Source organism: Pseudoalteromonas sp. SANK 73390, from assembly GCF_054966645.1.
In genome coordinates, this window is sequence record NZ_ARPN01000035.1 from 70,898 (window position 1) to 96,795 (window position 25,898).

Here is a 25,898-nt window from a genome sequence, read left to right on the forward strand (position 1 = left end):
CTCCTTGTTATTTTATTTACTTTCAACCCTTACTATTAACATATTAATATTTAGTTATGCGAAATTAACAGACATAAGGAAGTTACCTATTGGAAACAATTAAGTAACTTTTTATGCAGTTTCGTAGTTTTAATTGGTGGTTATAATAAGTAACAAGGAGGTGAACATGAGCATGACAGCAGATTATAGGTTACCTAAACAAAGGATGTTGTTTACGCATAATATGAAAAGTAAGAACACGTCTTTTTTGAGTCGTATTAAGCTACGATTGTTTGGTAAAAAAACGATGGTTCAACTTGAGCAAGATATACATACTCAAGATGCTGCAGAATTTGGTTTGGCTGATGTTGTAAAGTATCGTCGAAATGATAAATCGGTATATGTTAAGCACGTATTCTCTGAGCATTTAAGTCGTGCTGTTAAGCCTAAAATCACGTCAAAAGATATCAACTTTTTTAGGGTGCTTGATAAAGTTGAGATGCGTTGCTACGTACTGGTTTATGTAAAAAATCCACAGACGAAGAACTATGACAAGGCTTTCTTTTTAGATGACTATGAAGCAATTCAGGGTGTTGAGCTGGCTGAAGCCAATAGGCGTTTAAGTAATTTGTCACAAGCAGCAAAAACCATTCGTAACAAATTGCTTTGACGAACTAGCTTTTGCAGTCATTGAAAGCCGTAGCTCCAGCACCGGTATGGGCTGCTTTTTGTATTTTTTACTTCATTTCCAAGGAGAGCAGATATCAATCAAACAACCGCTTGGGTCCTGTGTTAGAAAGCGGCGTTGTCCGTAAAATTCATTGCGCGGCTCTTGGAGTATTTGTAAATCCATTGCTACTGCTTTTTTATAGGTATTGTCTACATCAGACACTACAAATGTGACATACATTCCCGTCGGTTTACGTTGATAAAGATTAGGCACTAACTCATGTTGTCTTTTGATAATTCCATATTCAATTTCGGCATCATTAGGTGAACATAGTTGAATATACCAATCACTTTCATATTTAACATCGAACTCTAAAAGATCGACATAAAAGCGTTTGCTACTTTGTAAATCATCAGAACAAATATTGGTAAGAATCCTCATCATTACTCCTTTAATTGCTATCGTATGGGTGCAAATACCTAACAGAACTTGGCGGTTGAATAAAAGCTATCCATTTAAGGCATATTATACGCCTCGAAGCAATAGGCAATGCCAATCCATAGTTGGAATCTGACATTGTCGAAATTAGTCATCCATTTTGAAAGTAGATTATTGATATTGAGTATTTGCAATAAATCCTGAACTGCAGGTATTTCATTTGTCTTATTGCCAATTGTTTGGTGGAATAATGTGAGACCTGCCTCACAATCAAATGCTTAGACGAGGTGTAATTTATCAGCAAGCAGTTTACTTGCCCCGCGAATAGCTTTGCCATCAAAGGCAATGATATGTCGCAATATTTGGTCACATATTTAATGCAAATGGTATAACCTTGAACATGACCCTTTCCTGCATTGCAAACTCTACTGATAAAGAGCAGCATTCAATTAAGAGATGTATTTATTTGTTATTGCAGGCATGAAAAACATTTTTTATTTCGCTACTAAGTGACTCTATATATGCTCTACATTGTTGCTTTATTATATTTTCAGTAGCTTGTGTTTGAGTGGTGTCTTCAAGTTGTTGTAAGTAGTAAGCGCAACGTTCAGCCCCAATCGCTTTAGCGGATGTTTTTAAATAATGTGCCTCATCTTTGATTGCCTTTATTTGGTTTTGGCGATAGTAACCAGCAATTTTTTGCAGACTATTTTTGGCTTGTACCAAAAATTGTTGGCGAAAGCTGTTGATTTCGTCTCTATCATCACCTAGCAGTTCTAACATTACATCTTCATTTAACGTTTTCAAGCTATCTAGCGTGTTAATTTCCATACCATTTCTCTAGTGTATTTTTGAATTTAGCCAAAGTAACTGGTTTGCTAATAAAATCTGACATCCCAACGGATAAACAATACTCTTGGTCACCTTTCATTGCTGCGCCAGTGACTGCAATTATGGGAATTTCAGCGCTTTTTTCTTCAAACTTTCTTATTTGGCGTGTTAGTTCAAATCCATCCATACCTGGCATATGGCAATCAGTTAAAATCAGAGCATAATCATTGTTTTGCCACATTTTTAATCCTTGTAATCCATCAGATGCCAATTCACAGTTGTAGCCAAGCCTTGAAAGCTGTTTAACCATCAGTTTTTGGTTGAATTCGTTATCTTCAACTACGAGCAACGGGAGCTGATGAGGAGAGTCGTTATTAGGTTCGGTTGTTACATCTAAGTTGATTGCAAAATCATCTTCTTGCAAAGGTTCAAACTCCAGCTTTGAGCGTTCTTTCAACTGTAAGCAGTACTTTTGTAATGTGAAAAAAGTCAGTGTGTCTAAATTTAATTTGAAGGTTTTTTTAAAGCGCTCAGTTAACTGCTCAAACAAGTCTCTTTTGTATAAAAGTAAAACGTCATGGGGAGTAAATGAGCAAGAATCAAGTTCGTGTATATCAGCCATAGTTGTGGCAATCAGAATATTAAGGTTCTCACTACTAGTATCATATGAGGTTAAACTGCTAATGGGTATGACAATAATCTCATTACAATAAAAAGATAACTTGTTCTTTAAGTTTTCTATTTCAGGCGTGTCGTTAATATTAGAGAAGAGGGTAATGCAAGAATAAAGTGTTTGCAGCTCTCGTGGCCTGAAATTCCAAATAGGAATGCTGACTGTAAATTCACTGCCAATATTGACTTCGCTATTAACTACGATCTCGCCACCCATTAATTCAATGAGTCGACCACAAATTGCTAATCCGAGGCCTGTGCCACCAAATTGCCGTGTCGTACTCTTATCTGCTTGCGTAAATGGCGTAAAAAGCTTTTTTAATGTTTCTTTATCAATGCCTATGCCATCGTCTTTAATTACAAAAATAAGTTTACTGACCAGAGCATTAACTTTTTCACAAGATAAAGCGATTGATACAAGTCCCATGTTACTAGAGTCGTTGCCACTAAACTTAATCGCATTACTCACTAAATTAAACATAACTTGTCGAATACGGTTTTCATCACCATTGAGCTCAGCAGGCAGATTGTCAGATTCTAAAACCTTTAATTTCACGCCTTTTTGCTCTGCTATTGGGCCGAAGATAACAATAATATTATTCAACATTTTAGAGACATCAAAATCAAAGCAATCTAGTTCAAGTTTCCCTGCTTCAATTTTGTTTATATCAAGAATATCATTAAGAATAGAAACTAGGTTATTGGCAGCAATTGCAGCGGTATCAAGTAACTCTTGTTCTTCAAAGCTATTGTCTTGATCGGTTAACAAGTCTAAAGCACCAATAATTGCATTCATTGGTGTTCTTAACTCATGGCTCATCATAGATAAAAACTCTGATTTTGATTGACTCGCCATCTCAGCATGCTTGACGGCCTGATCTAGTTCAGCAGTACGTGATTTTACTTTTGCTTCGAGTAGTAAGTTAGACTCTTCGAGTCGCATCCGTGCTTCATATATTGGCGTATGATCAATGATGACGCCATCCAAAAAGGAAGTGTTAGTACGTGAGTCGTTGCTCAGTACACCTTTGGCATAGATATAAATACAACTTCCATCTTGCAATATACAGCGATATTCGCGTTCGAAGTCTTTGTTTTGTGTAAATGCCTGTTCAATGGCCGCTTTAACTGAGGGGGCATCCTGAGGGTGAATATGGTTAATCCATGTGCAAATGCTACCATGATTATTCGTAGCTGGAAGGTGTAATAACTTGCAAGTTTGACTGTCCCAGCGAACAGACATTTCATTTTTGTAATGTATGATACTCCAAGTACCTATTTGCCCACCTTCTAATGCACGTCCTCGTCTTTCATGTTGTTCATCAAGTTTGCAATCTAGTTTTTGCGTATAGATATTTCGTTTAATAATACCTTTAAGCAATGTAGCTGCAGATTCATCTTGTAAACCATGGCAAATTAACTGTAAAGGGGCAACGTCTAGAGAGTGTTTTGTATGAACTTCAAGACTAAAAGGTTGTTTATTAATACCCGCTTCTTTAAAGGCATTAACAACCAACTCAGTATCCGATTTGGCCAAGTTTTCTATGATATAGTCAAGTGAAATTGCAGTTTTTTGCTCTAACGCTAATAAGGCTGCACAGGTTTTTGAAAGTTGAAACGTGCGGTCTATTGTGTTGTACATCCAGCGACCAATCACTTGAACTTTATGCTCGGCTGGTGTTTTGTCTTGAGGTTGTTGGTCAATCAATATTATTGAAAAAGTGCTTTCTTGTTGCGGTAAAATCAAAGCAGTAAAAGGCTTGTCGTCAACTTCCAATAAAATAGTTTGGTTTACATAAGCATTTAATTGCTTTAAAGATATTTTTTGCGGGCAAGTAAAAAAGTTTTCTACCGACTTGTTTATAACATCCTTGTATGTTTGGGATATTAATACAAGGGCTGGTTCGTTAATGTCTAATATGTGCAGGCTATGTGACACCATTAGAGCAGGGGTGTTGCTGACATTGAGTTTCATACATTAAGCCTTTAATCACACTCTAAGCTGGTTTATAGCATTACACTTTTCGACAGCTTTAAGAATTGATTGCTTAGTTGATGGTTTCGCAATATAAGCGGTGAGTCCTAAGCTCGCCCACTTTCGGATGAGCTCTTTGTTTTTATTGCTTGTTAAGGCGATAATAGGAATGCTTTTGCAATTAGGAATATTTCGGATATTTTTAGTGGTATTGTAACCATCAAGCTCAGGCATAAATAAATCCATGAAAATTAAATCATACTTATGCTTTCTCAGCATCTTTATCGCTGTGAGCCCACTACTTACGCTTTCAACATAATGACCTTCATCACGTAGTATTTTGCTTATCATTTCGCGATAAATTTCATTATCCTCAACAACCATTATTTTAGCGTTTTTTAACGGCTCTTCTTTGACAGGCTGCGGAGTGTTTTCTTCCTTTGAGGAGGGAAGATCTAAATAACCATTGTGTCTATTCGGTTGTGCTTTTTGTGTTTCAGGCTTACTTTCCTTAAGCAAAGACGCTTGGTGGTTGGTATTCGGTATGGCGCGCTCTGTGAGTAGTGCTGATAGTTCAGCCACAGAGAACTGTTTGCTTTTCAACCTTTTGGTGAGCTCTATAACACTATCAGATAATTGTGCTTCTAGCTTATCTAATAGCGGGTCGATATGCTGAGCTTTGAGATCTTGTATCAAAGCTGATTGTACCTCGTTTATACCAGAAGCATTTTGTAAATCTTTTCTGGCATCTTTTAAGGTTTGCTCGGCTGATTGGTGATATTGGGCTGCATCATCAATAAGTTGCTTTAGGTCTTCATCAATTCTGCCAAAGTGCTCTTCTCTGATGTGAGTAATATCATGCGCTTCTTTGCTACGTAAAAGTGCGTTGTGTAATATCATCCGTAAGCGGTAATTTTCATACATGGGTTTGTAGATGAAGTAATCTCGAAATATATTTTTCATACAGCATCGAAAGCCAATACCTGACTCTCTATTTTCACACAATAGAATATTTTCGTGCGGGTAATCTAGCATGCCACCTTTGGCTAATAGACTATATAGTTCAACACTTTTACTCACGCTTGACATCGCAATAATAATAACTAAAGGCGTTGAGTCGACTAGTACTTGTTGCATATCATCGAAATTACAGAGCGTTCTGAAGGCCGATATTTGTGAAGATATGACTTCAGTAACCCCAGCAAGCTCTTCTACATCTTCACACAAAAGTACAACTTTTGGGTGGCGTTCAACGTGTTCCACTTCTTTACGAGTCATGTTTCACTTCCTAGTTACCATGGTGAAACTTACCTTGCTACATTTGCACATACATGCGACTAATTTTGGCAAGAGCTTTTAAATATGTCGTGAATAATGAAAAATACCAATTTGGCGATTTAATTGCCTTAGCCTCTCATTATGTTGCGTTTACTATCTCGCGTATAACTTGATTGCTGCTCAATCGTTTTTAAAAAGTGGATTTTTTCTAAAGGCAGTGCAAATAAATAGCCTTGGCCGTAGTCAATTTGATAATTGTCTAAAAAAGTGAGGTCTTGTTGTTGTTCAATACCCTCAGCCACTACCTTTAAATTAAGCTTTTGAGCAAGAGATACCGTTGCTTCAATAATCGCTTGTTTATCTTTGTCTATTGCGCAGTCGTGAATAAAGCATCTATCTAATTTTAGTTCACAAAATGGGATTTGACTCAATTGTTTGATTGAAGAGTAGCCAGTACCAAAGTCATCTATCGCCAGTGAAAATCCTTTTAGACGTAACCTTAATAAAACATCTAATGACTGTGCTAAGTTCTCGATTAACAGGCTCTCCGTGACCTCAAAAACTATCATGCTGGGTGGTACACGATAACTTTTGGCTAAATCTGCAAGTCGTTCAGGTAGCTGAAGGTCTTCTAAGTTTTTTACACTTAAATTAATGTTAAAGGTGAGAGACTGAACAAGTTTAAAGTGCTGCTCTATGAATGCAAAGGCTTCATTGACAATAACAATCGAAAAATCATGTACAAGGTCAGATTGTTCAATAATATCGAGAAAATAATAGGGCGATAATATGCCAAACTCGGGGTGATCCCACCTAACCAGAAATTCTGCACCTATAATTTCTTCATTTTTTAAGGCGACTTTAGGTTGCAAATACAGGCACATTTGTTTATTTTCAACCGCACTCTTTAATTCTTCTATCTCGAATGAATGCGATGATAGATTTGGGGCTTGGCTATGAGCGATGCTAAATAATGACTCCATGAGTTGTTTAATTTGTGCTGCCGTAATGGGTTTATCTAACCCTGTTATAACGTTTAAATTTCTCAATTGTGCTAAGTTTTTTGCCATCTTTATTATGGTGTTATCTTCACCGCTCAGAAGTACTATTGAAGCTGAAATATTTAAATCAGATAGGTGCCTCAATACTTCAATGCCATCCATATCAGGCATATTTAGATCTAAAAAAATTAAATCTGTTTGTTCATGTTTTATGTGTAATAAAGCTTCAGAACCCTTGGTAAAGCCTGAAAAATTGACACTATAAGAGTGAGACAGCAGCAGCCTTAACTGTGTCAAGATCAGACTATTGTCATCAATTGCTATTACGTTTAATGATTCTCTTACATCCATTAGTTAGCCTTTGTATCTACCTGAGCTTTCGACGCATCTATCAGTGCAAATCACTAAGCTTAAGTATAGTTGTAATTTCAGAACATACAGCATTGAATTGTGAAACACAGGTTGGAAATATTGTGCTAACTTTTTCAGATTTTTTGTCTTTGGCTGCCTGCTCTAGCTCGTGATAGTTATTGGCAAGTTCGGTTGCACCTATTGCTTTTGCAGAGGACTTTAGTTGATGAGCTAAGCTTTTGACCTGTTCGATATCAGCAGTGTGATCTATGAGTAATTTCATAAGAGGGTCTGAATCACTCATGAAGTTTTCTAAAAATAACAGCTGTATTTGTTTATCATCACCGACATAGCTTGACAACAATGCTAAATCAATCAATGCGTTACTTGTTGGTGTAACGCTTTTTTGGGCTGTTTTTGGCTCTGGCTGAGTAGGCATCCATTTGTGTAGTAAATTTTTTAAATGCGCTAATTCAATCGGTTTAGATATGTAATCGTTCATGCCACATGATAAACACTTTTCACGTTCACCGCTTAGGGCATTTGCTGTGGCGGCAATAATAGGCAGCTCTTTGATTGTGGGTTGTTGTTGCTCTATTTCACGAAACTTTTTAGTGAAGGTGTATCCGTCCATTATCGGCATATGGCAGTCGGTAATTATTAAGGCAAATGAATGTGTGGCTATAAATTCTAAAGCCATTTGACCCTGTTCGGCAATCATACATTGGTAACCAAGTAAGCTTAGCTGGCGCCTGAATACATCTTGATTATAAGCATTGTCTTCTACAACTAAAATAAGCTGGTTATTTTTTTGCGCTTGTTCAATACTTGGTGGCGCTGTGTCGTTATTGTTGACGATCTGAGGAAGCGGGATATCAGGGCTAATAATGCCTTCGCGAACGGCGATGTGCTCAACTATTTTGAAGCTATAGTAAGGGTTGTAGTAAATCGGTTCAAAGCAGTTTTCTGTCGGTAGAGGCGTGGTAAAGTTGTCACCCACTAGAATAATATAAATAGCCTTATCATTATTAGGTTGAAATTGATAATTTGAAGTAATAATTTGTTGGTAGCGTTCAAGTGTTACCACAATATAATCGGCGCTGACCGCACTAATATTACTGTCATTAATATTCACCCAGTTAATTACCTCGCATTTGGCACCGTGCGCTATTAGATTTGCCTGTAAATCTTGCTCAAAGATGTCATCATCACCCAATACATAGACACTGATATTATTGAAGTAAATTGCAATTTTATTGTTTTGTTGCGGAATATGTTCACGAAAGGGAAGTGATAGTTTAAAAGTACTACCTAGATGCTCTGTACTTTCACAGCTGATTGAACCATGCATCATATCGGTCAGCTTTTGAGTAATAGACAGACCCAAACCTGTACCTCCATACTCTCTATGAATACTATTGTCGGCTTGCATAAATGGCTTAAACAAGGATTTCTGTTGCTCGTTTGTCATGCCTTTACCATTATCTTTTACAGATATTTCGATTCTTTCATCGTTGTTCTTGGCTATAGAGATATGAACCTCAATCAAGCCAATTTTACTGGAAGAAGTTTTTGTAAACTTGACGGCATTACCGATTAGGTTAAGCAATATCTGTCTAATTCTTATTGGGTCCCCCAATTGCCAATAACCAAGTTTTGGGTCAAACATAAAGTACATCTGAAGGTTTTTTTCTTTAACTTGGTGTGCTAACAGCTCTGCTATTTCTTGAATAACATCGCGCCAATCGAACGGTAACCAGTCTATGGACATTTTACCTGCTTCGATTTTGGAAAAGTCGAGAATATCGTTAATGATCCTAAGCAGCATCAGTGCAGAATTTTTGGCTACAGATGTTAAATGACTCTGCTCTTGAGAAAGGGTGCTTTGATGAAGTAAATCAAGCATACCAACAACACCATTCATGGGGGTTCTTATTTCGTGGCTCATGGTGGCCAAAAAACGAGATTTAGCATCATTGGCGAGTTCTGCTTTAGCTTTAGCATCTTGCAATTGAAAAGCATCTTGTTTTCTCTGCGTTATGTCATGCTGATACATTAAAATTGATTTGCCGTTGTGTGTCTCAATGGTCGTTATGATGACTTCAAACCATATTGGGCCTTCAGTAATGATATATTCGCATTCAAGTTCTTTTATATAATTGTCTTGAAATTTTGCTTCTGTTAGGCCATTTAGTAAGGGTTCTCTTTTTGTTAAGGGTAAGGAGTTGATAGCATCAATACAGTCATCTCCTACGTTAAAGAAAGTGTTAAGAAATAGTCCACCACTAAACTGGTCAGCGTGTTGTGTTTTAAACCAGTATTGATTCACTAAGGTTATTTTAGCGCTAGCATCTAATAACAAAATAAACGCGGGTATGCTGTCGAGAGTTTGCTGTAAAAGGCGTTCGGTTTCTTTATTTTCTTTTAACGCTAACTCTAATGCAAAACGTTGTTGATCCGCTTCTTCCATTTTGGCAAGTGCAGCTGCTCGAGCTGCCTTTAGCGCTGTTTGTTGTTTCTGCTGACGGTTTTGCTCCATGACTTGTTCGGTGACATTTTTGATGATGCCGACAAGGTTCTTTTGTTGCGTACCAGTATGAGCCATTTCAGTGATTTGCCAGTTGGCTGCGAACCCGATATGAGAAATACTTGAGAGGTTTTGTGTTATCAATCGCATGGTAATGGAGCTGCGACCATTATGTTTTTTTATTGAGTGCAATAAGTCATGCCGACATGCAGGTTCTATAAATCTTAACAAGCTGCGAGCCGAATAGCTGTTTGTATCACTTGGCAATTGAAGCATATTAGATAATTCTTTAGAAATAGTGACTTGGGGGTCACCAAAGTACCATTCCCAAGAGCCAGTATTAGCAATTTTTTGGGCATTATTAAGCTGAATTTTATCTTTTTCTAGCTGTTGCTCTGAAAGTGCAAGTTGCTCAAATGCTTTGTTTTGGATTCGATAGACAATTGATAGAATAGCGCCGCTTAGAAACAGTAAAATAAACAATTGAATAGAAAATTCCCTTTGTACATTTTTTACAATGTTATCAATAACAGCCACTTCTTGTTCTGCACCTACTCCCATCTGTAGCTCGTTGTTCCAAGATAAAACCCCCAACACGGGTTTGTTGAGGTAATTAATGTATTCGAGTTGTTTGAATTTGTTTTTTAGGGCGAGGGGAGTCGTGGTTGGCGTGGTGTTGTCTTGCAGCCAGTGATTTTTATAATTTTTTTGGCTCGTCAGGGTATGATTTCTATCAAAATAAAGCACGGTCGAATCAGAATCTAAAAAGGGGGATTTTAGAATTGATTTAAGGGCTGTTAAATCGGTTTTGGAGAACCACAAAAAATACGGCTGAATACCTTGTTCGTTTACCAAAGAGGTTACAAAATGTGCAGTCATAGCTTCATTTGTAACAACGGTTGTTGATACAACATGACCCTGTTTAATAAGTTCATAGTGTTTATCAACTTGCTCTAATGCAATTGCTAATTGTTTATTGTCATTTAATAGCCATGTCTGGTTTTGCACATCATAGATAGCAAAGTCACTACCAATGTTTAGCTGGTTTAGTAAAGCGTTATCTTTCATGTCGGCAGTTGTGAGGTTAAACAGGTTCGCTTGAGTTGCAGTTAAACTTTCTATTGTGGGATTGAACCAAACCTGTTTAATACTTTTTAGCGTATTTATTGCACTATTTTTTAATTCAGCTGTAAACTGCAATTTTAGTTGATTATCAAGGTCTCTTTGGCTGATTCTATGAGTTAGTAAGGTAATGAGTAATATGGCAATTAATACAATGCAAAGCTGCCAATAGTTTATCGTCGTGTGTTGATGTTTATCGCGGGGCTTCATTAATAGCCACATCGAGTAAAGTAAGAAAATAGCCACACACACTACAGCAATTGAGGTAATAAAAATAACCTGACTTTTTACTTTTTCGGTATGCATACTACGTTGAGCATTTTCTTGTCCATTAACAGTGATGGCTGTGACCAATGAGGTCAATTGGTTAATATATGATGTGCTTGTTTCCCACCATAGTGATGGTTTCATTTTAGCTTGGCCTGTACTTTTCAGCCCCGCCATTAAGTTGTTTATTTTTTGTTTCTCTGCTGAATTTTCAATAGCATGGAGAATATTCAAGGTTTTTTTGCTTAAATTTTTAGTCGATAATGAATTGTTTATGTTCGAGTTAAGGTAGAGAGTTTTTGGTATTAGTATGTTTTTATTCGCATCTGGCTTATTGAGTAGTATGCCGATTTTTGCTCGTAGTTTTCCTGCATACTCAATTAAGTAAATTAAATCTAGGTAGTGGGATAAGTCTGGATATATCGTGTTTTTAGTATTGTTATCAGTAAATGTACGATGTTTGATAGCTAATAGTGAGTCTGATAAAAATTCTATTAGCGCGGTATATTGAGCAAATGATTGATTTGCTGAAAGTTGCTGTGAGTCTACTTGGTTCCTAATATTTTCTGTGCGCTGAAAATAGATGTTTAGCATCTCAACCATGTTGGTATAAGTCGACGTATTACCTTTTTGAGTGTAGAAGCTGATTGCTTGCGTAAAGTGCTGTGTTGTTGCTTGTCTGTATTGAGATAATAGGGTAGGCATGGCAGAACTGTTTTGTTCATTAAAAACGGCGGTTGATCCCCTTTCCTTTTGCAGTGAAAAAATGATATTGCTGAACAGTAAAAATTGTTTGCTATTTATGAACACTTGCTGGTGCATCTTGAAATGCTTATTTGCCTGATCATAATCGATAGAAATACGATCTAACATGTAAAAGCAACCTAATAGTAAGATAAAGCAAAGGAGTTTTTTAAAAATTTTTTGCATATTCATATCACTAAGGGGCGTTAATAAACTACTATAGAACAAGGTTTCCAAATTGCTATTTAACTTTCATTATGAAAAAGCCCGAACAACCTGCAAATGAGCCATTAAGAATTCAAACACTCAATCAACTTGGGATATTAGATTCGGAGCCTGACCCTAAGTTGGATAGACTAACCGAGTTTGTTGCGCATGTATTTTGTGTACCTGTTGCTTTAATTAGCTTGGTAGACAGTGACCGACAGTGGTTTAAGTCTAAAGTTGGGCTAGAAGCATGTCAGACAGGCAGAGATATTTCATTTTGTGGTCATGCTATTTTGTCGCCTGATGTGTTTGTAGTTTCCAATGCACTAACCGACGCGAGCTTTAAGGATAATCCTTTGGTAGTTGGTCCTCCTTATATTCGTTTTTATGCTGGTGCACCATTAATTCATAAAAATGGCAGTGCGTTAGGTACTTTATGCTTGATTGATATTGAGCCTCGAGCTTTTGATGATGATGATATTAAAGTGCTACGTGAGGTAGCAGACAAAGTAATGGCTGAGTTTTGCCATTAGCGTATTAGATATTTTAGTGGGAGAAATGAATAAAAATAAAGTGTAGGTCAGGTTTTTAATGCGCCAAGCATGAAAAATAGTTACAATTGAGACTGTATATCATTACCCTTGCGGTGCATTTCATTTTTTTAAGGTTTTCCATCTGTCAATGACTGACATCACAACTCACAAAGCTTCAAGGCGCAGACTACTTATTGCGTTGGCAATCACTTGCTCATTTATGGTTATTCAGCTAATTGGAGCGTATTATGCTAATTCATTAGCGGTGCTGGCAGACGCTGGACACTTATTTGTTCACAATAGCTCGCTTTTTATCGCTCTGATCGCTTCGAGTATTGCTGTATACCTTGCTAAAAATTTTAACGATGGTTATAAAAAAGCTGAGTATGTAGGCGGCCTTATTAATGGCATGCTTTATCTGGCTATTTCTATACTTATCATGGCAGAAGGAACAGAGCGTATTCTTCACCACAATGATGGACATCAGTTGGAAGTTAATTCTTATCTAATGTCTGTTATTGCTGCTATTGGATTTTTGTTTCATGGCTTGTCTACTTGGGTATTGTATAAAGGAAGAAAAGACAGCATTAACGTATATGCAGTGTTTTTACATTCTTTCTTTGACTTACTCTCTACCGTCTCTACTTTTATAGCTGGTATTATGATCTATGTAACAGGGTGGGGGATTATAGATGTTATCTCGAGCTTACTGATCTCTGTGTTTGTTTTATTTACTGGTATTAAGGTAGTGAAAAGCTGTGTTATTGGGTTATTTCTACCTCATAAAAAATTACCAAAAATTACTCAAGTTGAAAGAGAGATTTTATCTACAGAGCATGTTGAAAGTGTGCATAATATTACTGTTAGCGAATTAGATGGTCAGCTGGCTATTGGTGCACATATCGTATTGAAGCATCACTGTACTGTTGAATTACATGATTCTTCATGTAGGTTACAAGTTGAAGGAGTACTAAAAAATCGTTTCAATGTAGAGCAATGTGTGCTGCAAATAGAAAGCCATCAATGCCCTTTACACTAGGATGTGTTTATCTTTGAGGTGTGAATTTTGTTGAACTTACTGCAGCAAAATCATGCCCTAAGGTGACTTTATGGATTAGCTGCTTTGGACTAAAGATAAGTTGCCGAGAAAAATACACAACAGCGATGTTTCGCTTGTTAATGACTATATTTGCAATAATATAGATTAAATTTGGTTTTTTAGTTATCAAAAGTGACTAAATAGTTGGCAAGAAGCTTATTTTCTTTTACCTTTATAGGGTAGTTTATCAGGAATACTCTGTGCCAAATTATCTTCATAAATATATGCCTTTTATCTTAACGCTTGTTATTGGCGGGTTAGGTGGAGGAGCCAATTTACTCCCTTTCTTTTTTTTAGACTCATCTGAATTTTTATTCGGTCAGCTTTTTGTATTGTTATGTTTGGTATTGTTTGGCTGGAAATATGCACTGCTTGCTGTGGCAATTGGAGCAGGGTTTATTTTTTATCGATGGGGACATAGCTGGCCATCTGTCGTTTTTGTATTAGAAATTATTTGGTTGCAAATATTTTGCGTACAAAAAGGAAAACCATTTTTTATACGGGGCTTAGGCTTTTGGCTTGCAGTTGGATTGCCTATTTTATTGATATTTGGACACTATTTACTTAGTTTGCCGAATTTAGTGATTGTGACAGCGCTGGCTAAGTACTTTATCAATGCAGCACTTTATCTTGCCGTAGTTGACTTGCTTAGCTTTTTCTTTGTTCGCCACTTATGGCGGGCACGGCCTCTTAATTCCATCTTAAACTACACCATAAGCTTGTTGATAGTGCTAGTTGTGCTCATTACTTCCATTGTTTTAACTAATAATAACTATCGTCGGATTGAGTTTGAGGTTCAAGAGCAACTACATGGCTCAGCCACTAATATTAGTACTCAGCTTCATGACTATTTACAAAATTATCGTCGCGCGGTAGTCGGGTCGGCTAAAGCTGTTGAGTTAGGCTTAGATGAGCATTCAGTTTTAAAATCTCTTGTAGACCTTCAGCCTGACTTAAGAACCGCAATTTTCGCTGATAATCAGGGTTTGGTTCAATCATTTTACCCAAGGGTGTTTAAAAGTAACCGTATCGAAGAGTCTTTGTCTGTGGTTGAACGAGAGTATTTTGTTCAGGCTCCATTTTATCCTAATGGCTATATTTCGCCAATTTTAAAAGGCCGAGGTTTTGGAAGTGATCTAATTGTTGCAATATCAGCACCTGTTTTTAAGAAGGGCGAGTTTAGCGGTATTGTTGAAGCTTCAGTACTTTTTGGCTCATTTGCTCGTTTTCAACCGAATATTTTGTCAAATAAAGGCGATCTAATCATCTTAGATAACGCGAATCAAGTTGTGTTCAGTTCACTTTCTTCATCATTCAGTGCGCTTGATATTGTGACCCCCCCAATACTTGATGGCTGGTTTGATAGTATGCAATCGTCCTATACTACAGAACAAGGAGAAGTATATTATCGCCATGCAGTAAAAGTCGACGGACTCAATTGGACTGTTGTTACCCTTTTAGAAGGTCACCTAATTCGTTTAGCGGCAGCTTCTGCATGGATGAAATCATTGTTGTTGGCACTGGCTATAATAATTCTCAGTAGTTTTTTTGTTAGCCAATTATCACGGTTTTTGGTAAAACCCATTGGTGCATTAAGTGACGATATAAATCGTTTTGAACCCAGCTCGTTATTGAAAAACTCTGCAAGCGAGGACGCAAGTTGCTTAGAGGTTATTACCTTGCAGCAGCACTTCAATCAATTAGCTTTTAAGCTTACGATGAACTTTTCTAAACTAGAGTTAGCTAATAATGAAAATGAAGAGTTAAACAAAAAGCTTACTAATTTTAATCGTGAACTTGAGCAACAAGTTAACGAGAAAACTGAGGAACTGCTAGAGGCTGTTGCTTCTGCTAATAATGCGAATAAAGCAAAAAGTCGATTTTTGGCGAATATGAGTCATGAAATTCGTACACCAATGAATGGTATTATTGGCTTAACAGGTATTTTACTTGAACAGAAAAAAGCGGATGAAGAAACCTTACAGCAATTAGAGATTGTTCACACGTCTGCCAAAAATTTGTTACTAATCCTAAATGATATACTTGATTACTCAAAAATAGAGGCTGGGGCATTAACCATTGACACGCATCCATCAGATGTGCTGAAAATGTTTGACAATATAGCGTCACTTTTCAAGCAAGCGGGCTTAAAAGAGCACGTAGAGTTTGAGTATCAATTGTCTCCTGAGTTACCTGCATGCTTGTTAATTGATTCGTTGAGAGTGACGCAAATTGCCAATAATCTGCTTAATAATGCAGGTAAGTTTACTGAGCGGGGTAATATTACTTTGCAAGTGAGCTATCAAGATGAGCAGTTGCAAGTTTGTGTCAAAGATACCGGTATAGGTATATCTAACAAGCAGCAAGCAAAGCTGTTCCAAGAGTTTACACAAGGGGATGTATCTACTACCCGTCGTTATGGTGGCACTGGTCTTGGATTAACTATTTCAAAGCGTTTAGCCACTTTGATGGGCGGTGGTTTAGAGGTATTAAGTGAACCAGGAGTAGGCAGCTGTTTTACATTAAGTATACCAGCAGTAAAAGCGCAGCTTGCAGTCGAATTTAGCCAACCTCAGACTAAGCTTGATCTCAGTAATGTAAACGTGTTGCTTGTTGAAGATAATATGGTTAATCAAATTGTTGTCGCTAAAGCGTTACAAAGTACACAGTGTAATTTGTATAAGGCAATGGATGGCGTTGAAGCCTTAAGGTTTTTACAAGATCACAGCGTTGATATCATCCTTATGGACTGTCAAATGCCTAATATGGATGGTTATGAATGCACAGAACATATTCGCAAAGAGCCTCAAAAGTACGGGCAACCAAATATTATCGCTATTACAGCCAATGTTTATAGTGAAGATAGGTTAAAATGTTTGCAAGTAGGCATGAATGACTTTGTAGCAAAACCAATTGATAAAGAGCTGCTGTATACAGCATTGAAGCGTAGTAAGCAGGATATTACATAAATAGCCATATAACCCTAAACACTTAAGTATAATCATGCTGAAAAAGTAGGCAAAGTTGTACTTAACACTTTGTAATTAAAACCTAAACTCTGGATAAAACTAAAATAGTTGTAAAGGAATGCTTTTGGCGTGAAAGTATCAAAGGTACTGGTTTTTTTACATAGTAATAGTTTGATAATTTAATTATGGCTGTTTTGTTTAGTTGTTAGCCAAAAAAATGGGTGACCCCTTGTGACCTATAAGTATGTGCCAAGTGCGGCGCTGACATGGTTTTACGCAAAGTGACCAAAGGCAAAAATGCTGGAAATGAATTTTTAGGTTGTAGTGCACTTCCTAAATGTCGAAGTGTTTAGAATTTATAAATCAAGAACTTAAATGAACCAAATTATTAGGAATATACTAGCGTTATTAAAAGTCTCATGTTTTATTTTAAATTAAAAAGTGGTTGTTTATTTTATTTTGCATGATAGCATTAACTAAATTAGGTACAAAACTATCAATCATATAAGGATATACATATGTTGAAAATGAAAAAAATGGCTGTAGTAATCGCTTTAGCATCAGTTACTTCAATTACACAAGCGGCTGTATTTGATGGCTCTACTCAGTGCTCAGAAGATGCTGGATTCAAATCAAATGCAGTTAACAATTTAATCGCCTCGCTCGGTGACCTTCCTGCACTTAAACAAATAGCTCTTGAACAAACAGGCCCCATAGAGAATGGGTACTTCATATTCGATCCTCAGTTTTCTCGCTCAGATCGCTATTTTAATTGTAATGTTCCTTTAAATAATACGATCGGTCAATTTGAACTGACGATTCATGGTATTACAGAGGGCTTAACAGGCACAAATGCTGGTTGTTCAATTTCTCGTGTACGTAAAATTAGTGATGGCGGAAAAGATAAATGGTTTAAATTTAGTACTGGTAAAGGCTTTGATTGGGCTGATATTTCAGACAATTCAAATAGTGCAAAGCAATTTGTATCTTATACAACCACGCTTGATAATAACTTTGAAAGTGACGCCGTATTGACACTAAAATGCCGCACTACTTGGAAAAGTGGTTCCATTGCTGTCGGGCAAATCGAAATTAATAACTAATTCCTAACAACTTAAATTAGTCCCTAATTATAAGGCTTAGTATTATGGCTAAGCCTTTCCTTAAACTTTCCTAAGCAAATTAATTTAGATACACGTTAGATTCACTGCGAACCTCTGTGAGTATAAGCATAGAGCAAAATAAACAATACTAACCAATCAAGGTGATTTTTTAGTCGCCTCGTGCCATTTATCTAGTTAATTTTTAACTTTGAATGTAAGCGCCTAGTAAAGCGCACCAGCCAGTGACTCATTAAAATGTTTAAGCTATTTCCTAATTTCAATTAGGAGATAGGACCACACATTAACTCAGGTAAATGGACTGCCCACCCATTTATTACTCAAGATGATTCTTATATCATCTGGGGTAGCGAGAAGGTGAGCGGATATGGAGACAAAGATCTGTATATCAGTTTTCGTCAAACTAATGGAGATTGGAGTAAGGCATTTTATCTAGGTGAAACGATCAATACGAAGCAGGTAGAGGCTGGGGCTTATGTGTCACCTGATGGTAAATATCTTTTTTTCAACCGTGTTCCATTATAAGCAAGTGATGGCAGTGAGCCAAAAGGTGATATTTACTGGGTAGATGCAGAAATAATCACCAAACTCTGGCCAATGCTATAACAGTATTTCGTACTTTCTAAAGTCAGAATGGCGATCTTAAATAATGTGTAAACTAAAGCACGTGAAATAGTACCATATGCTGAGCATTCACTTGGTAATCGGGTGGCTGTTGCATTGTTTGAATAAGGCATCACTTTTAGTAAAGTGGTGCACTTACTACCTGAATTCGGGCTTATTTAAAGTTTATCCTACACTTTAAATAAATAACGTGGATATATATGTCCTCTCCTCCTTCTGTCACCTATGGTAAGGCTTTAATAAACATGGAGTGTGCTCAAACAGAGCGCATAAGGTCACAGTAGACAAGATCAGCCAAATCTACTTAGTATTGTTCTCAATACGTTGGTGAACTTACCTTAGTGGGCCACCCCTATAAAACCGCTAATCCACCATTTTAGCAAGCGCTATATCACCTTGCTTAGCAAGGCTTTGTTTTATTTGTATTTTAACATGCTTAGGTTTGTTTTGACTGAGTTTAAAATCGCCTTGCCAGTGCTGTATTGAAATGGTGAAAAATTCGATATGCTTAAGCATAGTGTCGCGTTTGGCATCGCTTAACGCGTTAACAGGCCATGGGTGCTCAAAGGCTTGTTCAAAGTGGTATGTGAGCTGGTTTATCATGCTTAGTTTAGTGTGAGTGTCAGGCACTACCTTAAGTAGCCCCGTCAGTTGTGCGTTGGCGTAAAGCCAAGTGGGCACGACCAAGTGTTCGCTGTGATTAGGTGACAAATAACCGTTAGGGCCATGAAATAATATTTTAACTTGACTGTTTTTTGCAGCTATAAGCGGGTTATTGGCGGCGACATGGCCAATGAATAGGTACTGTTTGTCATCAAACACTAAGGGAGCATAAATAACATGATTGAGGTTATCGTCCTTAGCTTGAAATAAAATAGTGGCTAACGGCGCTTGTTGAGCCAATGATAATATTCGCTCAAGTGTATTATCTTGAAAATGCGTCGGTGGATACATTATAACTTCTCCTGCAATTGCGCTTTAATTTGTGGCCACTGTTGATCAATAATGCTAAAGCGTGCGGTATTTCTAAAACTGCCATCAACCAATCGTTTATCTTTATAAAAAATACCTTCAAAGCGAGCGCCTAAGCGTGCAATGGCATTTCTAGAGAGTTGGTTTTGTTCGTGTGTACCAAAAGTAACGCGAACCAACTTAAGTGTTTCAAAAGCGTAATGTAATAATAAATACTTACTGTGTGTATTGATGCAGCTGCGCTGCCAAGGTACGCCGACAAAGGTATGGCCAATTTCTGCACTGAGGTTTTGTTTATCAAGCCTAAACAAGCGTGTGGTGCCCACAATTTTTTTATCTGCTTTACTGTAAATACCCATTACCAATTGCTGATCTGGGTCGAACTGAGCGGTATTATAAAACCACTCACTCAGTATTTGTGGGGTTTTACAATAATTGCCTAAAATCCAACGCCAAAGTTTTGGGTCTTGCCCTGCTGAAAATAGTTCGTCTAGATGCTGCTGGGAAAGAGGCTTAAGGGTAACTTTATCCGTGCTTAAACTGTGTTTTTCTAACATTGTTTTGTACTCATAAGTGATTACTCATGGGCTAACTTTAATAAATTTTGGTTTAAACTAAACAACCAGAAATTTGTTTTTGTCTAGACCAGACTGATTTAGTAAGTTAGTTTATAAGTAAGCAAATCAAAAGTTGATGCCAGTGCACCCACTAGAATTTAAAACCAGCGTAAGTAAGGAGGCGATTTATGTGCAATTGGCACACACCTTACGTCAGGCCATAAAAGCGGGTGAGTTGATAAAGGGCACTAAATTAAGCTCGGCGCGTACCATGGCTGATGTGTATCAGATTAATCGCCATACCGTAATGAATGCGTTGCAGCTATTAGTAGCCGAAGGGTGGTTAGAGTCTAAAGAAAAGTCAGGTTACTTTGTCACCCGCTCTTTGCCTATAGATTCAAGTTGCCAGCAACAAAAGCAGCCACAATATCAAAAAAAGCATTTAACGTTTGCTACGACTATGTCGGAGCCTGTTACCCATGATCTTGGCCAATATTTGTATCAATTTGCTGGTGGTTTGCCAGATATTGCAAGCTTTCCATTTAATGAGTTTAAAAGTGCGTTAAGCAAGATTTGTCAACGCGTTGATAGTACGAAGCTGCACTATGGTGATATTGGCGGGGTTGATGAGCTTAAAATACAAATTCAATCCTATCTATATCGCGCAAGAAGTTTAAAAGTAGACGACCTATTGGTGTGCAATGGTTCACAAGAAGCATTGTTTTTAGCAGCAAGTGTGTTTATTACCTCGGGTGATTATGTAGCATGCGAAACTTTAGGCTATCCACCTGCACGCAGAGCTTTTTCGGCTTGTGGGGCGCGTTTAATTGATATTGAGCAAGATCAAGAAGGCCTTTGCGTTGCAGATTTTGAACTGCAATTAAAACAGCATAATATCAAGATGCTGTATCTTACTCCGTTACATCAATACCCCACCACCGTTACGCTTTCACCTACGCGAAGATTGCAAATATATAAGCTGTGCTATCAATATGGTGTAGTAATAATTGAAGATGATTATGATCATGAGTTTCATTATCGGTGTCAGCCACTGCAGCCTATGGCAGCCGATGACCCTGCGGGCATTGTGATTTATATTTCAACCTTCTCAAAACTCATGTTTGCAGGCGCGCGCGTAGGCTATGTAAGCGCAGCTGATGAAATACTTGTACAAATGCGTGCTCGCAAGCAATTAATGAATCATAAGAATGATGTATTAACTCAGCTTGGCGTGGCTTATTGGATGGCTGCAGGGCAATTTGAGCGTCACTTAAAGCGAGCAACCAAACTATACAAAACGCGATATCATGCCATGGCTGATACGCTAACACAGTGTCAGCAGCAAGGGTTGCCCTTACAATTTATAAAACCTGACGGTGGCATGGCGATGTGGGTTGATTGCCAAGTTAACGTGCAGCATGTAAAACATGCAGCGCATAACAAAGGCATTTACTTACAAACTGAGGATGAATTTTACTTTGCTCAAAGTGCCCGATCTCTTAAGCCAAATATTGCCGATATGCGTCATATTAGGCTTGGTTTTGCTGGGCAAAATACCCAACAAATGCAAGCCGGGCTTACTGCGTTAATGAAAATTATTTACCCCCAATATCTGAGCTAAGGGTTAATACCTGCGCGTTACTGGGCGTGCTAAAACTCACCACAAACACTTTATTAAACTCATCTTCGTTGATACTGACAATGTGGTTACTCAGTAACTGTACTAATTCAGGGGTAGTATTGCTATGCCCTGCCACAACTATGCTACCTGCCAGCTGCTTAAGTTGTTGAGCAAATGCTTTTAAATCACGGGGATCATAACTGTGTACTACTAAATTAAGGTGCTTGGCCAGTGGCGCAATAGTTTGTTGGGTGCGTTTGTAATCGGTGCTGAATAATTGCTTGATGGGCTGTTCACTGAACATCGTGACTAAGTGGTTGGCGCGGCGCTTACCCATATCTAATAGTTGTGGATCAGGGCCAGTTGCTTTCTCAGCATGGCGGAACAAAATAATATGCTCAGGTAATGCCAGTGCAGCCTGACTTAAAAGCAGGAAAGGGAATAAAAAATATTTAATTTTCATGTTCTTATTTTTGTACTTAACCTCAGGTTTGGATAAGGGTTTTGTAATAGAGGATATTTTTTCAACAAACATTACGTACAATCCAATGATGATATTTTGCTCAATATCAAGGCGCTTTTATGCAGTAATAGCGCTCTATTACAAATGAAAGCAACGCCGAGAGTGAGAAAAATAGCTTTATTGGGCAAATTCGCTTATTCAGAGCTGAGATTACCTTATAGTTAACAGTCACTTTATCAGCTACCGTGTACTCTGGCAATGTTCCCTTAATGGTGCTCTCGTCGGTGTGGTATTTCATGCCTTCCCAATGTGTCCGGTGCGGACACTTTTTCTGTCCGCGGACGGATTTCACTGAGCTGAAAAAATTTAACCTGTTGTTTTTTATGGTGTTTAGTTTTGGCATGTAATTGGAATACATCACGGTATCTATATTTATTGGGTACTTGATATGTTGCTTTGTTCACTTTTTTTAATATCGCCTGTAATTATGCTGCTTATAGCAAGTGCCATTACTGTGATTGAACAAACAACATTCTAATAAGGGACATTTATGATTAAAGATACAAGTGGTCAAGATAAAGCAGTTGTGGCGAAACGTTCAACGATTAAACCACTCATTATTTTTGCTGCGGTTGTAGCTGGTGGCATGATGTCAGCGAATGCGTTTATGTCTGCATCAAAATCGAGCTTATCAGTGGCAAAAGAAGACCTTAAATTTGCGACGGTTGTTAATGGCGATCTCGTACGAGATATTTCTGCGACGGGTCGCATTGTTGCGGCTAATGCGCCGCAGGTATATAGCCCTGAGCAAGGCGTAATTAATTTGTTGGTTAAAGCGGGTGATAAAGTAGCTCAAGGGCAAAATGTTGCACAAGTAACGAGTCCTGAATTGCAAAATGAGCTAAAGCAGCAGAACTCTGAGTTACAAAGGTTATTGGGTGAGTTAGAACGAAGGAAGTTAGAAGCTCGTCGTCAAACTTTGAGCTTAAATAAGTCATTGGATATGGCACAAGTTGAATTAAGCGCCGCTGAAAGAGAAAATCGTCGTGCGCAGTTGTCAATTCAAAAGAGCCTAATCAGCCAGATTGACCTAGAAAAAGCGGTTGATGATCTAGCCAAAGCAAAATTAGAATATAAGCATGCACAACAAGAGGTTGAACTTGCCAAAGATACTTTGGCATTTGAACTGAAGTCAGTGCAGAGCACAGTTGCACGTCAACAGTTAGTCGTGGATGAACTCAATCGTAAAGTCAATAACTTACATATCAAGGCAAGTGTGTCAGGCATCGTTGGCAATTTATTGGTGCAGCCTCAAGCACTCGTGTCACAAAATCAAGCATTGATGACTTTGGTCGACTTAAGCGCGTATGAAGCGCAAATACAGGTCCCTGAAAGTTATGCCAACGAGCTTGGATTAGGTATGCAGGTAGCATTAAAAATTGGTAACCAAGAAGTGATGGGGGAGCTTTCTTCTATCTCACCTGAAGTAAATCAAAGAGAAGTGACAACACGGGTTAGATTTGACCAAAGTGGGCTGACAGGTATACGTCAAAATCAGCGTTTGTCAGCACGTGTTTTATTGGAAAACAAGCAAGATGTGTTGATGGTCAAGCGAGGTACATTTATGCAGTCTGGCGGTAATTTTGCCTATAAAGTTGATGGCGAAAATGCAAGCAAAATTAATATCTCAACAGGGGCCATCAGTATTAATGCGGTAGAGATTTTAGCTGGCTTGCAAGCGGGTGACCAAATAATTATTTCAAATTATCAAGTATTTAAACAAGCTGAGCAAGTTACTTTGCGCTAAGCACAACATATATCGAACAGAATTAATAGCAGGAAAATTATTATGTTAACAATGAACAATATCAATAAAGTTTATCAAACCGATATGGTGCAAACGCACGCTTTACGTGACTTTAATTTACAAGTGGAAGAAGGTGAGTTTATTGCCGTAACCGGCCCTTCAGGCTCTGGAAAAACCACGTTTTTAAATATAGCGGGCATGTTAGAGACATTTACTAACGGACAATACTTGCTAGATGGCGTAGATGTAGGAAGCCTTAATGATAATCAGCGTGCTGATTTAAGGAATCAAAAGATAGGCTTTATTTTTCAAGGGTTTAATCTTATTCCTGACCTTAATCTTTTTGAAAACATTGAAGTGCCGCTGCGCTATCGTGGTATTAAAGCGGCTGAGCGTAAACGCAGAGTGATGGAGCGTTTAGAGCAGGTTGGTTTGGCTAGCCGTGCTAAACACTTACCGCAACAACTCTCAGGTGGCCAGCAACAACGGGTTGCAATAGCAAGGGCATTGGCAGGTGAACCAAGGTTTTTGCTTGCCGATGAACCTACAGGCAACTTAGACAGTTTAATGGCGCGTCAGGTGATGGAGTTGCTTGAGCAAATTAACCGCGATGGCGCAACTATTGTGATGGTAACGCATGACCCAGAGCTTGCTCGTAGAGCACCAAGAAACATTCAAGTGGTGGATGGTCAATTGGCTGACTTTACCTTGTACCAAGGCAACCCTGCAGTTGCAGTGGGAGCGTAATTATGTTTTTACATTATGTGGATTTGAGTTGGCGAAGCTTTAAACGCACCCCCATGGTGAGTGCATTAATGGTGTTTGCGATTGCCATTGGAATAGGGGTCACCATGACTAGTTTGTCTATCTATCATATGATGACAAAAGACCCTATCCCTAATAAAAGCGAACGCCTGCACCATGTGCAGTTGCAAACTATGGATGATGGAGAAGGTTATTGGTCAAAGGATGACGTGCCATTTCAGGTGACATACCAAGATGCCATTAACTTACAAAACGGTAATTTTCCTTATTTGCGTTCAGCGATGTATAAAGCGGGGTTTTCAGTACATTTAAACTCTGCGCAGTTCAAGCCATTTGTTCAAGAGGTGCGTTTATCTTCTAAAGATATATTTCAAATGTTTGACCTGCAGTTTATCTATGGTGGTACATGGACGCAGCAACAGCAAGATGATATTGCGCCAGTGGTGGTGATCTCTAAGAGCATCAACGAGAGGTTATTTAAAGGCGTAAACTCGGTAGGGCAGAGCTTTTATCTAGATGATATTTATGTACAAGTTGTTGGTGTGATAGAAGATTGGCATACGCCTGTGAAGTATTACGACCCCAATAATGGTTCGTTTAAAGACCCTGAAAACATTTTTATGCCATTCACCATGGGTGCTGCATATGAAATAACAACCGCGGGCAATACTAACGGTTGGAAACATGAATCAGATAATACCTTTAAAGAGCTAATGGCATCAGAAAACCTTTGGTGGCAGTTTTGGGTGCAGCTTGAAAATGAACAAGAGCAGGAAGAGTTTGCTCAGTATTTAATGAGCTATATGCAGCAACAGCAAACGTTAGGGCGCTTTAATCGTGAGCAGCTTACTTACAACTTGTTTAATGTGATGGAGCTTATGGATTACCGAGGTGTGGTAAAGCATGACAATCAGATTATGGTGGCACTGAGCTTTATGTTTTTGGCTGTGTGTATTGCCAATATCTTAAGCATACTGTTGGCGAAGTTTTTACGTCGAGCGCCAGAGGTGGGAGTACGTAGGGCATTAGGTGCATCTAAACGACAGGTGTTTTATCAGCATTTGGTTGAGGTAACTCTGTTGGGATTACTAGGCGGCGTATTGGGTATTATGTTAGCACAACTAGGGTTATGGGGTGTAAGAGCCAGCCATGGTGCCTATGACGCTTTAGCAAGTATGGACGTTACTATGTTGTTTGCAGCCCCAGCTATCGCAATGGTCGCGTGTATTATTGCGGGGCTATATCCGGCTTGGATTGTTTGTAAAACCGCTCCTGCCATTTATTTAAAAAGCCAATAAGGATAGT

19 protein-coding genes and 2 pseudogenes are annotated in these 25,898 nt (G+C 38.2%); 11 read left to right on the forward strand and 10 right to left on the reverse strand.

All coding sequences use genetic code 11. The features are described from left to right. The first annotated feature begins 166 nt into the window (after window positions 1–166). Window positions 167–649, forward strand: a complete 483-nt coding sequence (locus tag SANK73390_RS02865; protein ID WP_462763289.1) for a hypothetical protein — start codon at window positions 167–169, stop codon at window positions 647–649. Window positions 650–721: 72 nt separating this feature from the next. Here SANK73390_RS02865 and SANK73390_RS02870 read toward each other — a convergent pair whose 3' ends face one another. From SANK73390_RS02870 to SANK73390_RS02900, 7 genes and pseudogenes are all read right to left on the reverse strand, one after another. After that, a complete protein-coding gene (locus SANK73390_RS02870; RefSeq protein WP_462763292.1) occupies window positions 722–1,090 on the reverse strand; it encodes a VOC family protein in 369 nt (122 codons plus the stop codon). A 167-nt stretch (window positions 1,091–1,257) separates the two neighbouring features. Beyond that, window positions 1,258–1,437, reverse strand: a pseudogene (locus SANK73390_RS02875) (ISAs1-like element ISPsesp1 family transposase); the annotation flags it as partial. A 112-nt stretch (window positions 1,438–1,549) separates the two neighbouring features. Further along, window positions 1,550–1,918: an Hpt domain-containing protein gene (locus SANK73390_RS02880; protein WP_462763295.1), complete on the reverse strand. Its 369-nt coding sequence runs from the start codon at window positions 1,916–1,918 to the stop codon at window positions 1,550–1,552. Beyond that, on the reverse strand, window positions 1,908–4,565 hold the full coding sequence (locus SANK73390_RS02885; protein WP_462763298.1) for an ATP-binding protein: 2,658 nt from the start codon (window positions 4,563–4,565) through the stop codon (window positions 1,908–1,910). The genes SANK73390_RS02880 and SANK73390_RS02885 overlap by 11 nt, the downstream gene beginning before the upstream one ends. 15 nt (window positions 4,566–4,580) lie before the next feature. Next, window positions 4,581–5,843 (reverse strand): response regulator, encoded by a 1,263-nt coding sequence (locus tag SANK73390_RS02890; protein WP_462763300.1) that lies wholly within the window; start codon window positions 5,841–5,843, stop codon window positions 4,581–4,583. A 128-nt stretch (window positions 5,844–5,971) separates the two neighbouring features. Then, window positions 5,972–7,195 (reverse strand): EAL domain-containing response regulator, encoded by a 1,224-nt coding sequence (locus tag SANK73390_RS02895; RefSeq protein WP_315942695.1) that lies wholly within the window; start codon window positions 7,193–7,195, stop codon window positions 5,972–5,974. 40 nt (window positions 7,196–7,235) lie between these two features. After that, window positions 7,236–11,984: an ATP-binding protein gene (locus tag SANK73390_RS02900; RefSeq protein ID WP_462763304.1), complete on the reverse strand. Its 4,749-nt coding sequence runs from the start codon at window positions 11,982–11,984 to the stop codon at window positions 7,236–7,238. 128 nt (window positions 11,985–12,112) lie between these two features. Between SANK73390_RS02900 and SANK73390_RS02905 the strand changes: the two genes are divergently transcribed. The 6 genes and pseudogenes from SANK73390_RS02905 to SANK73390_RS02930 all read left to right on the forward strand — a co-directional run bounded on the left by SANK73390_RS02905 (window position 12,113) and on the right by SANK73390_RS02930 (window position 18,309). Next, entirely contained in the window at window positions 12,113–12,595 is a 483-nt protein-coding gene (locus SANK73390_RS02905) for a GAF domain-containing protein (protein ID WP_261591401.1), read from the forward strand. A 148-nt stretch (window positions 12,596–12,743) separates the two neighbouring features. Further along, window positions 12,744–13,634 (forward strand): cation diffusion facilitator family transporter, encoded by an 891-nt coding sequence (locus tag SANK73390_RS02910; RefSeq protein WP_462763308.1) that lies wholly within the window; start codon window positions 12,744–12,746, stop codon window positions 13,632–13,634. A 260-nt stretch (window positions 13,635–13,894) separates the two neighbouring features. Further along, complete coding sequence (locus tag SANK73390_RS02915; protein WP_462763311.1) at window positions 13,895–16,663, forward strand: hybrid sensor histidine kinase/response regulator; 2,769 nt, start codon at window positions 13,895–13,897, stop codon at window positions 16,661–16,663. A gap of 257 nt (window positions 16,664–16,920) precedes the next feature. Beyond that, window positions 16,921–17,016 (forward strand): annotated as a pseudogene (locus tag SANK73390_RS02920) (nuclease); the annotation flags it as partial. 165 nt (window positions 17,017–17,181) lie between these two features. Continuing rightward, entirely contained in the window at window positions 17,182–17,766 is a 585-nt protein-coding gene (locus SANK73390_RS02925) for a hypothetical protein (protein ID WP_462763314.1), read from the forward strand. Between the two features lie 375 nt (window positions 17,767–18,141). Further along, entirely contained in the window at window positions 18,142–18,309 is a 168-nt protein-coding gene (locus SANK73390_RS02930; RefSeq protein WP_462763317.1) for a hypothetical protein, read from the forward strand. Window positions 18,310–18,771: 462 nt separating this feature from the next. Here SANK73390_RS02930 and SANK73390_RS02935 read toward each other — a convergent pair whose 3' ends face one another. Together SANK73390_RS02935 and SANK73390_RS02940 are read right to left on the reverse strand one after the other, a co-directional pair. Continuing rightward, window positions 18,772–19,362: an FMN-binding negative transcriptional regulator gene (locus SANK73390_RS02935; RefSeq protein WP_462763320.1), complete on the reverse strand. Its 591-nt coding sequence runs from the start codon at window positions 19,360–19,362 to the stop codon at window positions 18,772–18,774. After that, a complete protein-coding gene (locus tag SANK73390_RS02940; RefSeq protein WP_462763323.1) occupies window positions 19,362–19,937 on the reverse strand; it encodes a GNAT family N-acetyltransferase in 576 nt (191 codons plus the stop codon). Before SANK73390_RS02940 ends, SANK73390_RS02935 begins: the two co-directional genes overlap by 1 nt. Window positions 19,938–20,079: 142 nt before the next feature. Between SANK73390_RS02940 and pdxR the strand changes: the two genes are divergently transcribed. Next, window positions 20,080–21,558 carry a MocR-like pyridoxine biosynthesis transcription factor PdxR gene (pdxR, locus tag SANK73390_RS02945; RefSeq protein WP_462763326.1) on the forward strand — a complete coding sequence of 493 codons (1,479 nt, stop codon included), beginning with the start codon at window positions 20,080–20,082 and terminating at the stop codon, window positions 21,556–21,558. Here the strand turns inward: pdxR and SANK73390_RS02950 are convergent. Continuing rightward, window positions 21,533–22,021 carry a SixA phosphatase family protein gene (locus SANK73390_RS02950; RefSeq protein WP_462763329.1) on the reverse strand — a complete coding sequence of 163 codons (489 nt, stop codon included), beginning with the start codon at window positions 22,019–22,021 and terminating at the stop codon, window positions 21,533–21,535. The genes pdxR and SANK73390_RS02950 overlap by 26 nt on opposite strands. Window positions 22,022–22,571: 550 nt before the next feature. Between SANK73390_RS02950 and SANK73390_RS02955 the strand changes: the two genes are divergently transcribed. From SANK73390_RS02955 to SANK73390_RS02965, 3 genes are read left to right on the forward strand one after another with little or no spacing between them, the layout of a single operon-like run. Then, on the forward strand, window positions 22,572–23,828 hold the full coding sequence (locus SANK73390_RS02955; protein ID WP_462763332.1) for an efflux RND transporter periplasmic adaptor subunit: 1,257 nt from the start codon (window positions 22,572–22,574) through the stop codon (window positions 23,826–23,828). 42 nt (window positions 23,829–23,870) lie between these two features. After that, entirely contained in the window at window positions 23,871–24,575 is a 705-nt protein-coding gene (locus SANK73390_RS02960) for an ABC transporter ATP-binding protein (protein WP_462763335.1), read from the forward strand. 2 nt (window positions 24,576–24,577) lie between these two features. After that, window positions 24,578–25,891, forward strand: coding sequence for an ABC transporter permease (locus SANK73390_RS02965; protein ID WP_462763337.1), 1,314 nt, complete (start codon window positions 24,578–24,580; stop codon window positions 25,889–25,891). The last annotated feature ends 7 nt before the right edge of the window (window positions 25,892–25,898 follow it).

Excerpts from the sequence above, each read along its gene's own strand:
- SANK73390_RS02965 (WP_462763337.1), top strand. The coding sequence starts at position 24,578 with ATGTTTTTACATTATGTGGATTTGAGTTGGCGAAGCTTTAAACGCACC.
- SANK73390_RS02895 (WP_315942695.1), bottom strand. The coding sequence starts at position 7,195 with ATGGATGTAAGAGAATCATTAAACGTAATAGCAATTGATGACAATAGT.
- SANK73390_RS02870 (WP_462763292.1), bottom strand. The coding sequence starts at position 1,090 with ATGAGGATTCTTACCAATATTTGTTCTGATGATTTACAAAGTAGCAAA.
- SANK73390_RS02905 (WP_261591401.1), top strand. The coding sequence starts at position 12,113 with ATGAAAAAGCCCGAACAACCTGCAAATGAGCCATTAAGAATTCAAACA.
- SANK73390_RS02885 (WP_462763298.1), bottom strand. The coding sequence starts at position 4,565 with ATGAAACTCAATGTCAGCAACACCCCTGCTCTAATGGTGTCACATAGC.
- SANK73390_RS02900 (WP_462763304.1), bottom strand. The coding sequence starts at position 11,984 with ATGTTAGATCGTATTTCTATCGATTATGATCAGGCAAATAAGCATTTC.
- SANK73390_RS02925 (WP_462763314.1), top strand. The coding sequence starts at position 17,182 with ATGTTGAAAATGAAAAAAATGGCTGTAGTAATCGCTTTAGCATCAGTT.
- SANK73390_RS02960 (WP_462763335.1), top strand. The coding sequence starts at position 23,871 with ATGTTAACAATGAACAATATCAATAAAGTTTATCAAACCGATATGGTG.
- SANK73390_RS02955 (WP_462763332.1), top strand. The coding sequence starts at position 22,572 with ATGATTAAAGATACAAGTGGTCAAGATAAAGCAGTTGTGGCGAAACGT.
- SANK73390_RS02880 (WP_462763295.1), bottom strand. The coding sequence starts at position 1,918 with ATGGAAATTAACACGCTAGATAGCTTGAAAACGTTAAATGAAGATGTA.
- SANK73390_RS02935 (WP_462763320.1), bottom strand. The coding sequence starts at position 19,362 with ATGTATCCACCGACGCATTTTCAAGATAATACACTTGAGCGAATATTA.
- SANK73390_RS02950 (WP_462763329.1), bottom strand. The coding sequence starts at position 22,021 with ATGAAAATTAAATATTTTTTATTCCCTTTCCTGCTTTTAAGTCAGGCT.
- SANK73390_RS02890 (WP_462763300.1), bottom strand. The coding sequence starts at position 5,843 with ATGACTCGTAAAGAAGTGGAACACGTTGAACGCCACCCAAAAGTTGTA.
- SANK73390_RS02940 (WP_462763323.1), bottom strand. The coding sequence starts at position 19,937 with ATGTTAGAAAAACACAGTTTAAGCACGGATAAAGTTACCCTTAAGCCT.
- SANK73390_RS02910 (WP_462763308.1), top strand. The coding sequence starts at position 12,744 with ATGACTGACATCACAACTCACAAAGCTTCAAGGCGCAGACTACTTATT.
- SANK73390_RS02865 (WP_462763289.1), top strand. The coding sequence starts at position 167 with ATGAGCATGACAGCAGATTATAGGTTACCTAAACAAAGGATGTTGTTT.